Source organism: Acinetobacter sp. SwsAc5, assembly GCF_013391485.1.
GTDB lineage: Bacteria > Pseudomonadota > Gammaproteobacteria > Pseudomonadales > Moraxellaceae > Acinetobacter > Acinetobacter towneri.
Genome location: NZ_JACAXD010000042.1, coordinates 1 through 13,258, shown reverse-complemented (window position 1 = coordinate 13,258; position 13,258 = coordinate 1). Strand labels below are relative to the sequence as shown.

The following is a 13,258-nucleotide window of genomic DNA, read 5'->3' as shown; positions in this document are numbered from 1 at the left end:
CGTTTGAAGGATAAAAAAAGAATTGGGATTCAGCCCCAGGTTGAAACTTAATACGAGATCAAAGGGGTCAATTTTACTTTGCCATTTGTAAGGTAAAAGGGGTCAATTTTAGAATGCCGTTGACAATGTTCCTGAGTTTATCTAGGCTGTTCAGTTTTGCTATGTCTTTTTCTATAGCATCGTTGCTCTCCCGTATTCTGCGATTGTTATCAATATTTGGGCGATGATAGACAAATAGTGCCCAGATAAGATCTTCATCTGGAAGTTGTGTCAGGAATGATTTTAGATTGTCTAGTTCAGAATTGCGCATTTTGTATCCTGTTTTTAAAAAGCTTACGTCATACTTTAGGTAATAAAAACAATACTTTCTACTAAGTTTTTCACTCTATTTCCCCTTGTTTTGCACTATATTTTTAAAAGCTTTCTACTAAGGGATAAGGGGGTTATAAATAAAAAATGTTTAGGCAATATAAGTTTTTAATTTAATTTTTTTATAACTAAAATTAGGTACTAAAACGATATAGTCTAAAATTCATTTTATTCCTTAATTCTAGCTTTTTTGAGACTAGAGCCTGCATGAATTTAAGCGTAGAGCAGGGAGGAAAAGTTTTTCATGTGGAGAATAGGTACTGCACTACAGGAGGAATTTGGACTCCCTAAAGCTTTGGTTATTAATCTAATCGTTTATTAGGTAACCCTCTATTTTAAAGTAAACGTATACATATACTGAATTCCCTATACCTATGTAACTATCACACACATAGGTTTAAACATGAGAAATTTAATTAATCAGGCACAACTTACACTTGATATTGAGAACTTCTTAAAATGTCTTAAAAGAAGAAGTAGGGAATGGGATGAATTCTATTCACAGCTTACTAATCTGTTATTAGACTTTAATGATATTTATGATCCTGATGATGAATACCCAGGTTATCTTAAATTCTTTGTAATTCTGAGATACGACTTACAAAGCATAGACTCTGATGAGGTTGATCTTAAAGATGAATTGGAAATGATTGGGTATAGAGAGATCAGAAAATGGTTTTTAGATTTATCTGAGGATTTTGAAAAAGATTATAAGATAATCGAAAAACAGAAAGATGAAAATAAAATTGAAGTGCAGAAATATTGTAGATCAATACTTAATAAATGTAGTCGAATATTAGTCGCTCGTGTGGACTTGGGGTATTTGCAAGAATATTCTAGTCGAATTAGAGTTGAAGATATTTATAAGGACTTAGATATACTCCTTAATCGTATCCAAAATAAAGATGGCATATTTAAACATGTAATTGGATTTGCATGGGGAATAGAACAAGGTGGTAAAAGTAAAGGTTTTCATTGCCACTTAGCAATCATCTATGATAATGCCTACCGTGCTGGAAGCGCGGAATATTGGGGGAATGAAATTATTGAATTATGGAAGGATATTACTAGAGATTTTGGTCAAGGCTATAATTGTTGGAACCATAAACGTGTAGCGGAACTTCGAAGTAAAGATGAGCTAGGGATCGGTGTGATTCATCGTCGCGATTCAACTCAAGTGGCAAATTTTATTAGAGCAATGGAATATATTGCTGATCATCATAAACGTACTCTTCAATACTTACGCGTTAAGCCAAGAGGACGAAGAGTATTTGGTAAAGGTCAGTTAAGAGCACAGTATGATAGACGCTAAATGAAAATAATCTCAGATATACATTATCTAGGTGAAAACGAGGTTTTAAATACTTTGCAAGGCTTGCCAATCGGTGAGCCTTTGTCATTTCTAGAGGTATATATTATGAGTTTAAATTGTCCTTATTGCTTATCGGATCAGGTCATTCAGGTTGTTAATCAGCAAGTGAGTGGATCTGATTCCACAAGTCTAGCAGCATCAGCTTCGTTTGCCACCATTGGTGCATCCATTTCTAAAAGCTTTCCATTGCCTATATCCCCACTGCTTGGCGGGCTTGCAGGTGCGGTCATTGGTGGTGTATTTAGTAGCGTGTTTGATGAGCCGAAAAAACCAATCACCCTGACCTACTATCACTGCAATCACTGTCAGCAGAATTTTCGTTGAATCATCATAGGAGATAAGAACGATGGCACATCAAATCGAACAAATCGCCTATGTTGGCGAAACCCCTTGGCATGGTCTGGGTAATCAGCTGAGTCCGAATCAACCACTGGAAGTCTGGGCACAGCAAGCCGGGATGGATTGGCGGATTGAATCCTCGAATGTCAGCTATATGGCACAGAATGAACGTGGTCAGAGCATCATCATGCCTTTTGAAGAGCAGCGAGTGTTATACCGTTCAGATACACATGCACCTTTATCTGTGGTCAGTCAGCGTTATCAGGAAGTTCAGCCTAAAGAGATTCTGGAGTTCTACCGGGATCTGACTGAGCAATCTGGCTTTGAGCTAGAAACCGCAGGGGTTTTGAAAGGTGGGAAGAAGTTCTGGGCTTTGGCACGTACCGGGCAAAGCACCGCGTTAAAGTCCAAAGATGTCAGTAATGGTTATATTCTGCTGGCTACTGCGTGTGACGGCACGTTGGCAACGACAGCACAATTCACAAGTATCCGGGTGGTCTGTAACAACACCTTAGCCATTGCCCTACGTGGGCAGAGCAGTAGTGCTGGTGTAGTGAAGGTTCCACATAGTACCAAGTTTGATGCAGAGAAAGTGAAGCAGCAATTAGGTATTTCAGTGCGTGCATGGGATGAGCACATGTACGAGATGAAACAGCTCACACAGCGTAAGGTGAGTCAACAGGAAGCCAAGGCTTACTTTGATGCCGTGTTCAATAACAGCACCATGTCAATTTCTGATCCTGAAGAAAACATCATTCAGTTCTATCGTAATGTCGCGCAGCAAGCTCAGGAGAAAAAGCCTGAACCGAATGGTCGTGCCATGAATAAAGCTTTGGACATGTTTAATGGGCAAGGACGTGGTGCTGACCTGTCATCCGCCAAAGGCACTGCTTATGGCTTACTGTGTTCCATCACAGAATTTGTGGATCATGAACGACGTGCCATGAGTACCGATCATCGTTTGGACTCAGCATGGTTTGGAGCTGGCGCAGGTCTTAAACAACGTGGGCTAGAACAAGCTTTGTCTTTGATAGCCTAAGCTCATGTAATCCATCCAACCTTAACCCTGCAAGTCTCAACAATCGCTGAGTACAGCACACACGTAACTCTCTCTACTTACTACTCACAATCAATAATCTGAATCAGCATGCATATAGCCATACCCGACCTCGTGTCGGGTATGGCTTTTTTATACGCTTCTTTTTTACAAAAACTGAAATTTATAAGGATAGAACCATGAATCAAATCGCACCGATTTCAAATCAGACTGTACAGGCAGGTGTTCAAACTGCATTAAATCCATTAACTACACCTAAACGAGCTAGTTTTGCAAAACGCTTAGTCAACACCAAAGATATGGCGTATCAAGATTGGCTTGAAGTCCGTAAACAAGGCATTGGCAGCAGTGATGCAGCAACAGCATGTGGCTTAAATCCATACATGTCCATGTTAGAGCTTTGGCTGATCAAAACAGGTCGTCAGACTCAATCCATTGAAGATGAAAGTTCAGGTATAGCACCTCTGTATTGGGGTAAACAGCTCGAACCTTTAGTGGCAGAGTATTACAGCATGCACACCAATAATAAAGTTCGTCGAGTCAATGCTGTATTACAGCACCCTGATCCTGATAAACATTTCATGTTAGCAAACTTGGATTACTCTGTTGTAGGAAGCGGCGAAGTTCAGATTCTTGAATGCAAAACAGCAGGTGAGCATGGAGCAAAATTATGGCGTGATGGTGTGCCTTTATATGTGCTTTGTCAGGTACAACATCAACTGGCGGTGACTGGTAAACAGGCAGCGCATGTTTGTGTCTTGATCTGTGGGCATGAAACCAAGATTTTCAAAGTGACACGATCAGAATCCGTGATTGAACATATTGTTCAAGCAGAACGATATTTCTGGGAATGCGTAGAAAAGGATACACCACCATCCGTGGATGCAAGTGAATCCGCAGCTAAAGCGATTCAACAACTCTATCCAGCGCATGTACCTTTAACGGTAGAGGATCTTTCGCAAAATGAAAATGCCAATTTGATGTTCGATCAGCTCATCAAAATGAAAGAAGAGATTCAGCATCAGCAGGAACGCTTTGATCAGCTTAAACATGAAATCCAGATGATGATGCAAGACAAGGAAAGGGCAGTCTTTGCAAATGGCTCGGTAGTTTGGAAGAAAGCCAAGGATTCTATCAGTCTCAATACCAAAGCATTGCTTCAGCACCAGCCTGAACTCATTGAGCTTTATCCACTTGAAAAGCAGGGCAGTCGTCGATTTAACATCTATACCGACTAAGTCCTATTTACACAGCACCAAATCAAAAATTCACAAAAATCGCTCCCCGCTCTCTACCCTTCGGTAGAGAGCAAATCGGTCGCGATTTCTGTAGCACTTTATCTGGCTCTACATTCTTTGGGTAACTTATTTGGTCCTTGTTCCGACCTACATACATAGACCCAAATTTGTAAGGTAATACATTAAGGAATATCAACATGATCAAAGGTCTAGCGATCACACCGCCTACACTTGGGCGTATCAGTATTGGGCGAGTCGTGGAAAAGAATGGCAAGCGATTGCCTGAAAAAGATGACCAATTCACCATTACCTCTCAAATCCAAAATAAAGAAGGATGGGTCAAGCACCCATTAGATGAACAGCTACGAGCCAATGCATCAAATCAGAAACTTCGTTCAATCCCTGTCCGCATGATCTTTAATGATCCTGATCTGAACTTGCGAGCAGAGTACACCTTATTTGATCGCCAGACTGGACGACCTATCTGTGTGGGTGATGGTCAGACTTGTCAGCGTTTAACCAACCAAGGCGTTGAACAGCACCCGTGTCCTTCACCTGATTTGTGTCCATTAGCTCAGGGCGGGCATTGCAAGCCCTATGGACGTTTGCACGTGAACTTAGATGAGTCGGATGAATTTGGCACATTCATTTTTAGAACGACAGGCTTTAACAGTATTCGGACTTTGGCAGCTCGTTTGAGCTATTACCATGCAGCATCGAATGGTTTGCTTTCGTGCTTGCCACTGCAACTGACATTACGAGGTAAAAGTACGACTCAAAGCTATCGTCAGCCTGTGTATTACGTGGATTTAACATTAAGAGAGGGGATTGATTTGCAGTCTGCTATTCATACTGCACGTGAGATAGATCAGCAAAGTAAGCAGGCAGGATTTAATCAAAAGGCGCTTGATCAGATGGCACGACAGGGCTTTGCTAATGCGAAGTTTGAAATGGATCTAGAGGAAGGATTGGATGTAGTAGAGGAGTTTTATCAGACAGAGGAGCAACAGCAGTCAGTTGTTCAAAATGAGTCTTTTAATATTCAACAGGGTTTAAAAGGCTCAGTGACTGCGTTGAATTGAATCGGACAGTGTAAAACCTTACGGGATTGCCGTATCTCATGAGCGAGTTGCTCGACATCATGAGATCGGAGTAAACACCATGAGTACATTTGTAGGACAAACATTCCAAATGAACCAACTGATTAGTATCAAGCAGGTTATGGAAATTGTTGGTGTTGGGCGTTCTACCATCTATGAAATGATAGATAAGAACTCACCTTATTACGATCCGACATTCCCGAAGAAAGTCAAAATCACCCAAAACCGTATCGACTGGTCAGCTTATGAGATCCACCAATGGATTGAAAATAAGTTGGCGAATCGTGCATAAGACTGGGAGCCTCGGCTCCCTTATTTTTTACTCAAATTTGATTAGTAATAGCTTTTTAATAGAAAAATATATTATTGAAGGTAACTAAAAGAAGCAAATTCTAAATAATTATTTAGAGATTTGATCAAGAACTAGCTCTAATCCCACACGAGGATCAATATTTAAAGCATTACAATACCAAACATATTCAATGACATCTAGACGTCTTTCCCCATCTTCAACACGTTGAATGTACGAATGTGGTTTCCCCATAAGTTGGGCGAGGCTACGCATAGTAAGGTGTCGGGATTGGCGCTGTAGTTTTAGCCAATCCCGTAAAGCCACCATTTCATCGGTGTGAATACTTTTAGTCATGGCATCTTTTTAAGACACCTTGATTCAAGTACTCAAATTGAGTACATTGTTTAAATAATTGATTTTATTTTTTTATGTAATAAATGGTAAAGTTAGGTATGATATTTTTTTCAATAAAAAATACACTATTCCAGTAAAAAGAGACACCACCTGTCCAACTTGCAAGCAAAATAGTGAATGAAAGAGGGGGGGTAAAGTGAGATATGAAAAATATAGAATCAAGCCGACATGAAACTTTGGCAAATCGTTTAGCAGATATTCTCACCCGATTAAACTCTGGCTATAGGCTAGAACCCAATGAACTTGCTAAAGAATATGAAACACATCCACGAACGATAAAAAGAGATTTTGATCGTTTCGAAGGATGTAATATTCCTTTGCAAAAAGAAGGAAAATATTATTTTTTAGATCCAAAGTATTTAGGGCAGCTTACTTTTAAAGATATACAGACTTTTTCGCAGATTTCAGGGATTCGACATTTATATCCTAAATTAGATGTTTCTTTTTTGCGTGAGCTATTGGATAGCCGGGTCTATGACGCTAAAGGGTATTCTGTTGAGGATGCATCACAGTTTAGATCATTATTCAGGTTATTTAGTGACGCTATTCTTAAGCATCAACAGATTGCTTTTATGTATAAAGGTGAACCTCGCATCGTTGAGCCTTATAAGTTGCTGCATCATCACGGTTCTTGGTATTTGGCTGCTGTGCGTAAAGGGGAGTTGAGAGCTTATCGTTTAAGTCGAATAGAACTGTCCGCACATTCACATGAGTTATCAAGTTTCAAACCACAGCAGAGCATATTTTCTCAACTTGAAGATGAAGAAAGTATTTGGTTTGGTCAAGAAAAACATGAAATTGTATTAACTGTACATGCCGATGTTGCATCACATTTTCAGCAAAGAGCACTGTTGCCTGAACAGCAAGTGATTAAGCGGCTGGATGATGGTGGTTTATTGTTGTCTAGCCGAATAACGCATACCACACAGATTTTACCTTTAGTCCGTTATTGGATTCCACATCTGAAAATTGTAAATCCAGAAGGATTGCAAGTAGAGGTGGAAAGAGAGTTAAAGAATTATATAAGTTTTAATCATATACAAGTTGAAAAATGACATATTAAAGAGGAAAAATAAATGGTATTACCGCTTGTACCGTTGTTAATCGGTGTTGGAGCAGCAGCAGCTGGAGCGTATGGTGTTAAAAAAGGATCAGATGCAAAAGCTGGGTTTGATACAGCAAAAAGAATTTTTCGTCAGGCTGAAAATAAATTGGATGAAGCTGATGAAACTCTTGAAGAAATGCGAGTGAAAACCAATGAGCGCTTAACTATTTTGGGAGCAACACGTATTGCTGTGGTTGAGCAATGCTATATCCCTTTTAAGAAAGTGTTAGAGGGAATTAAGAATATTGAAATTAGTCAAATGCCTGAATTAAAAGGTATTGATGTAGAAGATAGGTTGTTAGAGTTAGATAGATTATCTTTTTCATTACCTGAAATAGTATCTGGAGTGGGTGCCGCAGGAGCAAGTGGAGCATTAACAGCTTTAGCTGCTTATGGAGGTACACAAATGTTGGCTGCTGCTTCAACTGGAACAGCGATTAGTACACTCAGTGGTGCAGCTGCAACAAATGCTACCTTAGCTTGGTTAGGTGGTGGAAGTTTGGCTGCTGGTGGTTTTGGGATGGCTGGGGGAATGGTTGTTTTGGGGGGAGTTGTTGCTGGTCCAATTTTAGCGGTTGGCGGGGCAATGTTAGCTGCCAGTGCAGAAACTGCTGTTGATGATGCTAAAAGAAATTTAGCTAAAGCTCATGCGATTTACAATGAAAAAATGATTGCAGCTAAAACAACACGTGCTATTGGTAACGCTGCTCATGCGATTGCAGGTTTAATTGAGCAATTGAGTGGAGTTGCAGATGAGTTAATCGCTGAGATAGAAAAAATACGCAAACACAAAGATGATTATCAAACATTTACTCAAGCAGAAAAAGCAATATTAGCAAATGCTTTTTTGTGTATGGGGGGAATTTCTGCATTGGTGAAAGCTCCATTAATTAAAGAGAATGGCGCTTTGGATGTGGCAATTCGTGATGTACGTGACCAAGCTAAAGACTTGGTTGATCGTTTAAATAGTATCTAACAGGAGAGTGAAATGAATCAGGATACTTCAGCAAAGTTATTAGAAATTGAAAATAAAATTTCTAAAGTTCAAGAGCGTATCGAAACAATAGAGGACTTAATTAATGATAAGTGGGATGTCTCTGGAAGTATGACGAAAGGGGTTTTTGAGTCTGATGAAAAATTCTATAAACGTTTTGATCAAGCAGAAGAGGTTGCTCGTAACTTTGAACGAGCTAAAACTCCAGAATTAAATACATATCGTCAAGAATTAAAACAGCTTGAAGGGCAAAAACAACAGCTGAATCAGCAGCTTTTTGCGGGCCTAGATGAGTCAGATGATTTCTAATTTTTGATTATTTTCTAAGATGGAATGGTTATGACTTATCTTGATGAGGTGTTGTACATCTTTGTAGATGATATATCAACAAAGCTTAATATTGATTTATCTTGGATATTAGAGCAACGCAGTGAAAAGTTGCAGTCTACTATGTCCAGACAATATAGTGATGAATTGAAAGGTGTATTTAAAACCAAATTGGATCGTCATAATCTAAACCTTCAAAAAAAATTATCCGATATTCAGGACGTCGCAATCAATCGTTTAGAGCAGTCTATTATTGATTTTGGTGAAAAATATATACCAGTAGAACGTCTGCAAGAATTAAAACAGCAGGGTATAGATATTTCTGATTCACTGAATACAGCAATAAACGATATAGATAATGTTAAAAATATTGTCGAGTTTGCCAAAGGGAATATTCCAGTCAATGAAATTGCCCAGTGTGAAGCTGTAAAAAATCTGGTGCAGTCTGCAGCACAACGATATTTACAGAATAATGAGAGATTGGTGATACCTCTACAAGCCTTTGAAAAAGTCAAAGCCTTCTGGGAGTATCAGGTAGAGTTAGGAAATCTTGATGTCGAAGTAGTTATGGAAGAATTACTTGCAGGGCAAATTTCCAGAAATAAAGCTCTTATAGAAGGAACTTGGGTTGAAACTGTGATTATCACCTTTTCCGATGAGGAAAAAGCTAAAGAGAAATTACAGAATTTAGCTGATCATTTTTTAATTGCTGAATCTGAACTTTACTATCAGGGAAATTTTGTTACTCATGAAGTGATTAAACACGCTAACCTCAGTATAAAACAAGCGATTGCTTATATGGTAGGACGATGTATTGTTGAAATACGTCAAGCATGGAAAGATAAGAGTGTGGATTTTTCTACACGATTTAAAAATGTAATAGATGACACTCAACGAAAATTTAAAGAAATATTTGAAGAGGATTTTATAAAAAAATTATCAAAATCTGTAATTGATTATGTTATTGGATTAATTTCAGGCTTTTATAAAAATATTTATAAAGCAATTCAGAAAGGTGGAAAATATTTCAAGATTATTTGTGATGAAATGTGGTTGTTTATAACGGGTAAAAATAAATCCTTATTCCAGACAATTTCTAATATAGCCAAAGCAATAGCTGCTTTAGCTGTTATAACTTTGATTGTAGGATTATATCAATATTTAATTAGCATTGGCATTCCAGAAGTATTTTCTGTTGTGATTACTTCATTTGTTTCAGCATTATTGATGGTAGCAATTTTTCGTTTAATTGAAAAAGTTGCACAGATTACGGGTTCTGTATTTTATACACGAGATGTTGCCCGAGTCCGTCGTCAGGAAGTTGAGCGAATTTGTGAAGAAGTATTGCCTCTAATTGAAGAGAAAGTTGCTCTGTTAGATGGTTTAATTGAGCAGGAAGATAAAGAGCGGGAAGCAATTTTTAATAAATCTTTTGAACAAATTACGTCATCTTTAACTTCTATTGAAATAGACCAAATTGTTTTAGCTTATCAAAAGTTATATCAATATTTAGGAAAAGATTTACCATTTAAAAATGAAAAAGAATTTGATGATTTCATGATGGATGGTAAGAATTTTGTGATTTAAGTTAAGAGTAGAGGGGAGTATGGAAATAGTAGCTTGGTTAAAAGTCTTATTAGATAAAATGATGAATAATTTATTTGGGTGCATTATTATATCGATAATATGTTTGTTTTTTGGTCCTATAGGTTGGCTTTTTATTATTTTTGTTTGGATTAATTTCTTTTTTTTAAGAGAAAATAATAATTTTCCTGAGTAATTTGATTTTAAATCAGATAATTTCTTAAGGAGAGGATTATGAGTTTCTGGAATAAAGTAGGGCAAGTAGCGAAAGTTGCTGGAGAGTATGCTGCAAAGGAAATTAAAAATGAATATGAGGGAGCTAAGGAGCGATCATCTCAATATTCTCAAGAAATGCCAGAATTGAGCGATAAGCAATTGGCTAATATTATTTTAACAGAAGCTAGCAGATCTCCATTGAAATTAATAGCCGCTCGTAAAGAGTTAAGTCTTCATTAAAAAGTAAACATGTATTCTTTTCCGAATAGGTTTGATACTTTCTCAACCCATTGCTCTATTTTGTCAGCTGCCATGACTTGAAAATCTCGCCAATAATATTTCATCTGCTTCCATACCATCTCGATTCGATTTAACTCAGGGCTGTAAGCTGGAATAAAATACAGATTCGTCGAAAAGTTAGTTTTAAGTAGCTCTCTGTAATCAGCCATCTTTTTACTTCTATGAATCGAGGCATTATCAACAATAAGAACCAATGGAAGGTTATAAGTCTGTTTTACTTGTTGAGCTATTCCAGTTAAATAGGCATAAAACCAAGTGCTTGTAACTGACTCTTGTAAACAACTTGTCACCAGTTTCCCCGTTGAAAGCAAACACCCCATGACATTAACTCGTTTTAATCTTATTGCATCAACCGCATGAACATCACCTATCTTTGTCCACGCATAGCGGTTATCAGGTGTAGATGAAAACCCTGTTTCATCAACATAACCTAATATAATTTCACCACGTGCCGCTTGCTCTCGTAATTTTTCAATCTGCTGTGTTGCTTGTTCAAATGCAATCGGATCTCTTTTTTTTCAAGCTATGACGGGTACGCTTGAAGACCATACCTGAATCACGTAAAAACTTACGAATGGTTTCAACAGACACGGACACTTCGTATTCTTCATGTAGTTTGACTCGGATTTGTTCTGCATTGAGTGGACTTGTATTGACCCAATCTAGGATTTTTGCCTGATAGTCTGAGATCAATGTATTGGGCCGACCTGAGCGATGACCTTCTTTAATCGATTCAAACTCATACAATTCCCAACGTCGGCGTTGTAGCCTTATGGTTTCTGGGATACGTTCTTGTAGAGTGGCAACTTCCGCAACACTTTTACCTTCAGAAAGCCAGAGAATAGTTTGGGCACGTTGTCTTTCACGCCAATGTTTTGCATGCTTGGCCAGAAAAATGAGTCGTTCTCGCTGTTCTAAACTAAGTGGTACAGAAACAATTCGAGGCATGTGTGAACATCTGTTAACTAAAAAAACTTTTTCGCATGATTAGTTATTTTTGTCAACTTAAGAAATAGAGGTTATGAAACTATGGAAGATATTGAAAGGATTTAACTTTTGAATTAACTTGATTTTTTTAATTTTGAGAGCTGGATATAACTTGCCTGTAAGTATATCTAGCTTTTATATTGAAGCATCATAATTTTAATAGCAAAAATTCTAAATACTTATAATAGTTGGTAACCTCTTCATAAAGTATTAAAGGTAAAGTAGAGATTAGGTTATAATTAAAAAAATAATATTTTAATATGAAGTGGCTTGATTTTAAATTGATTTATAGTTTTTAATATTTTTTTATGAGGATATTTTTAATATAAAGGTTAAAAATGGTTCATGAAAAAAATAATTAAGAAAAATTGTAAATTTTATAAGAAATTTTATTTGAAAACTATAGGTATAGCTTTTCCTTCAATTATAATTTCGACTTCTTTGACCATCTGTATTTTGCAGTTTTGGAGAGTCACCTTTAGAAAACTACCATAATGTAAAAGTTGGCTAGAACCTTGTGTAAGCTGACTATGACAGTTACCACGGTTAATTGAAATTGCTTGAATTTTAATAGGCCGATTAGCTAAAGAAGTCACTACAATATGACTACGGTCTTGTATTTCATTAGTCCATTCATTCACCACAAAATCAGGTTCAAGACGGACTTCGACTGGGTCATTGAAACTTTCACAACCTGCTAATAGACTACAAAATAGGTAGATAATTGATAGTTTTGAATAGTTGCGCAGCATATTGATCCCAATTTATATTTAAGACAAAATGCTCCCCTTTTATCTAGGTAAAAGGAGAGCATTTTTTATTTGCTTATTTCACCATATTGGTTGTTATTCATATCCCCTTCTTTTGCCCACCAAATAATCAGTAAAATAATTCCAATTACTGTAAGGCTAATGAGATACCACCAACCAGATTTTCCTATGTCATGTAGTCGGCGAGTAGAAACAGCAAGAAAAGGAATAATTGTTGCTAAAGTAACTACCCCGTAAAAAATAACTTCAGTTTCTAAAATTGCGTCTAAAACCATTGCAAAAATATTGCAGACTACTAATGCGAGATAAAAGAACCAAAATTCTTTACGTCTAGCACGTCCATTAAAATTTGCATAATTTTTTAAGCACTTAATAAACCAATCAAAAATATTGTAATCTTCTTCTGATTTTTCGGTACTATTGGTCACATACGAATTTGATCTAATAGAGTTATCTAGTGCTTTATATACACCGATCGCTTGTCCCGTTGTGTCAAGATCAAAGTCGATCTTAATGCCACGTTGAGGTAGAAAATTTTCCTTCCATTCGCTACCTATAAATGAATAGCGTTTTTGATCTTCCCCTGAAATAATTCCACTATTGGTTTGAATTGAAAAATCAAGAATTATACCTTTCACTTTTATGCTCCTAAATTTAACAAGTTGATCTCTGTACACGACAAAAATAGATAACTCATTGAAATAATGTCACAATAATTGTTTTCTAACGACGAATACTATGACACATCTCAATGAGTTATATCTTATCTTAAACAAATCTCTAAAATGGAACAA

General features: G+C 37.1%; 17 protein-coding genes. 11 read left to right on the top strand and 6 right to left on the bottom strand.

From position 1 onward, the window contains the following. Nucleotides 1–73: 73 nt before the first annotated feature. Entirely contained in the window at nt 74–310 is a 237-nt protein-coding gene (locus tag HYG89_RS15210; protein WP_256734030.1) for a hypothetical protein, read from the bottom strand. 462 nt (nt 311–772) lie between these two features. Between HYG89_RS15210 and HYG89_RS15205 the strand changes: the two genes are divergently transcribed. The 6 genes from HYG89_RS15205 to HYG89_RS15180 all read left to right on the top strand — a co-directional run bounded on the left by HYG89_RS15205 (nt 773) and on the right by HYG89_RS15180 (nt 5,767). Next, the gene (locus tag HYG89_RS15205) at nt 773–1,681 is read left to right on the top strand and encodes an inovirus-type Gp2 protein (protein WP_178868278.1); all 909 of its coding nucleotides are present in this window, start codon (nt 773–775) and stop codon (nt 1,679–1,681) included. 105 nt (nt 1,682–1,786) lie between these two features. Then, on the top strand, nt 1,787–2,065 hold the full coding sequence (locus HYG89_RS15200) for a hypothetical protein (RefSeq protein WP_178868277.1): 279 nt from the start codon (nt 1,787–1,789) through the stop codon (nt 2,063–2,065). 22 nt (nt 2,066–2,087) lie between these two features. Beyond that, entirely contained in the window at nt 2,088–3,119 is a 1,032-nt protein-coding gene (locus tag HYG89_RS15195) for a DUF932 domain-containing protein (RefSeq protein WP_178868275.1), read from the top strand. A gap of 197 nt (nt 3,120–3,316) precedes the next feature. After that, complete coding sequence (locus HYG89_RS15190) at nt 3,317–4,375, top strand: YqaJ viral recombinase family protein (protein WP_087445602.1); 1,059 nt, start codon at nt 3,317–3,319, stop codon at nt 4,373–4,375. A gap of 197 nt (nt 4,376–4,572) precedes the next feature. Further along, nucleotides 4,573–5,457 carry a hydrolase or metal-binding protein gene (locus tag HYG89_RS15185; RefSeq protein WP_178868273.1) on the top strand — a complete coding sequence of 295 codons (885 nt, stop codon included), beginning with the start codon at nt 4,573–4,575 and terminating at the stop codon, nt 5,455–5,457. A gap of 79 nt (nt 5,458–5,536) precedes the next feature. Next, nucleotides 5,537–5,767, top strand: coding sequence for an AlpA family transcriptional regulator (locus HYG89_RS15180; protein ID WP_178868271.1), 231 nt, complete (start codon nt 5,537–5,539; stop codon nt 5,765–5,767). 108 nt (nt 5,768–5,875) lie between these two features. Here the strand turns inward: HYG89_RS15180 and HYG89_RS15175 are convergent, their stop codons facing one another. Next, complete coding sequence (locus tag HYG89_RS15175; RefSeq protein WP_178868269.1) at nt 5,876–6,121, bottom strand: helix-turn-helix transcriptional regulator; 246 nt, start codon at nt 6,119–6,121, stop codon at nt 5,876–5,878. A gap of 203 nt (nt 6,122–6,324) precedes the next feature. Between HYG89_RS15175 and HYG89_RS15170 the strand changes: the two genes are divergently transcribed. The 5 genes from HYG89_RS15170 to HYG89_RS15150 all read left to right on the top strand — a co-directional run bounded on the left by HYG89_RS15170 (nt 6,325) and on the right by HYG89_RS15150 (nt 10,647). Beyond that, nucleotides 6,325–7,236 carry a YafY family protein gene (locus HYG89_RS15170; RefSeq protein ID WP_178868267.1) on the top strand — a complete coding sequence of 304 codons (912 nt, stop codon included), beginning with the start codon at nt 6,325–6,327 and terminating at the stop codon, nt 7,234–7,236. Between the two features lie 21 nt (nt 7,237–7,257). Beyond that, a complete protein-coding gene (locus HYG89_RS15165) occupies nt 7,258–8,262 on the top strand; it encodes a hypothetical protein (protein WP_178868265.1) in 1,005 nt (334 codons plus the stop codon). Nucleotides 8,263–8,274: 12 nt separating this feature from the next. Continuing rightward, entirely contained in the window at nt 8,275–8,589 is a 315-nt protein-coding gene (locus HYG89_RS15160) for a hypothetical protein (protein WP_178868263.1), read from the top strand. Between the two features lie 30 nt (nt 8,590–8,619). Continuing rightward, a complete protein-coding gene (locus HYG89_RS15155; RefSeq protein ID WP_178868261.1) occupies nt 8,620–10,194 on the top strand; it encodes a hypothetical protein in 1,575 nt (524 codons plus the stop codon). Nucleotides 10,195–10,425: 231 nt separating this feature from the next. Beyond that, a complete protein-coding gene (locus HYG89_RS15150) occupies nt 10,426–10,647 on the top strand; it encodes a hypothetical protein (protein ID WP_178868260.1) in 222 nt (73 codons plus the stop codon). On the opposite strand, the gene HYG89_RS15145 is transcribed toward HYG89_RS15150, so the two are convergent. The 4 genes from HYG89_RS15145 to HYG89_RS15130 form a co-directional block, all read right to left on the bottom strand. Further along, nucleotides 10,644–11,183, bottom strand: a complete 540-nt coding sequence (locus tag HYG89_RS15145; protein WP_265738115.1) for an IS630 family transposase — start codon at nt 11,181–11,183, stop codon at nt 10,644–10,646. The two genes, HYG89_RS15150 and HYG89_RS15145, sit on opposite strands and share 4 nt — an antisense overlap. 16 nt (nt 11,184–11,199) lie before the next feature. Next, on the bottom strand, nt 11,200–11,655 hold the full coding sequence (locus HYG89_RS15140; protein WP_004973749.1) for a helix-turn-helix domain-containing protein: 456 nt from the start codon (nt 11,653–11,655) through the stop codon (nt 11,200–11,202). Between the two features lie 428 nt (nt 11,656–12,083). Beyond that, nucleotides 12,084–12,446: a hypothetical protein gene (locus tag HYG89_RS15135; RefSeq protein WP_178868258.1), complete on the bottom strand. Its 363-nt coding sequence runs from the start codon at nt 12,444–12,446 to the stop codon at nt 12,084–12,086. A gap of 65 nt (nt 12,447–12,511) precedes the next feature. Next, entirely contained in the window at nt 12,512–13,102 is a 591-nt protein-coding gene (locus HYG89_RS15130; RefSeq protein ID WP_178868256.1) for a DUF805 domain-containing protein, read from the bottom strand. Between the last annotated feature and the right edge of the window lie 156 nt (nt 13,103–13,258).

What these genes read in the sequence shown, in the direction of transcription:
- HYG89_RS15210 (WP_256734030.1), bottom strand. Translation starts at nt 310, where the DNA reads ATGCGCAATTCTGAACTAGACAATCTAAAATCATTCCTGACACAACTT.
- HYG89_RS15205 (WP_178868278.1), top strand. Translation starts at nt 773, where the DNA reads ATGAGAAATTTAATTAATCAGGCACAACTTACACTTGATATTGAGAAC.
- HYG89_RS15200 (WP_178868277.1), top strand. Translation starts at nt 1,787, where the DNA reads ATGAGTTTAAATTGTCCTTATTGCTTATCGGATCAGGTCATTCAGGTT.
- HYG89_RS15195 (WP_178868275.1), top strand. Translation starts at nt 2,088, where the DNA reads ATGGCACATCAAATCGAACAAATCGCCTATGTTGGCGAAACCCCTTGG.
- HYG89_RS15190 (WP_087445602.1), top strand. Translation starts at nt 3,317, where the DNA reads ATGAATCAAATCGCACCGATTTCAAATCAGACTGTACAGGCAGGTGTT.
- HYG89_RS15185 (WP_178868273.1), top strand. Translation starts at nt 4,573, where the DNA reads ATGATCAAAGGTCTAGCGATCACACCGCCTACACTTGGGCGTATCAGT.
- HYG89_RS15180 (WP_178868271.1), top strand. Translation starts at nt 5,537, where the DNA reads ATGAGTACATTTGTAGGACAAACATTCCAAATGAACCAACTGATTAGT.
- HYG89_RS15175 (WP_178868269.1), bottom strand. Translation starts at nt 6,121, where the DNA reads ATGACTAAAAGTATTCACACCGATGAAATGGTGGCTTTACGGGATTGG.
- HYG89_RS15170 (WP_178868267.1), top strand. Translation starts at nt 6,325, where the DNA reads ATGAAAAATATAGAATCAAGCCGACATGAAACTTTGGCAAATCGTTTA.
- HYG89_RS15165 (WP_178868265.1), top strand. Translation starts at nt 7,258, where the DNA reads ATGGTATTACCGCTTGTACCGTTGTTAATCGGTGTTGGAGCAGCAGCA.
- HYG89_RS15160 (WP_178868263.1), top strand. Translation starts at nt 8,275, where the DNA reads ATGAATCAGGATACTTCAGCAAAGTTATTAGAAATTGAAAATAAAATT.
- HYG89_RS15155 (WP_178868261.1), top strand. Translation starts at nt 8,620, where the DNA reads ATGACTTATCTTGATGAGGTGTTGTACATCTTTGTAGATGATATATCA.
- HYG89_RS15150 (WP_178868260.1), top strand. Translation starts at nt 10,426, where the DNA reads ATGAGTTTCTGGAATAAAGTAGGGCAAGTAGCGAAAGTTGCTGGAGAG.
- HYG89_RS15140 (WP_004973749.1), bottom strand. Translation starts at nt 11,655, where the DNA reads ATGCCTCGAATTGTTTCTGTACCACTTAGTTTAGAACAGCGAGAACGA.
- HYG89_RS15135 (WP_178868258.1), bottom strand. Translation starts at nt 12,446, where the DNA reads ATGCTGCGCAACTATTCAAAACTATCAATTATCTACCTATTTTGTAGT.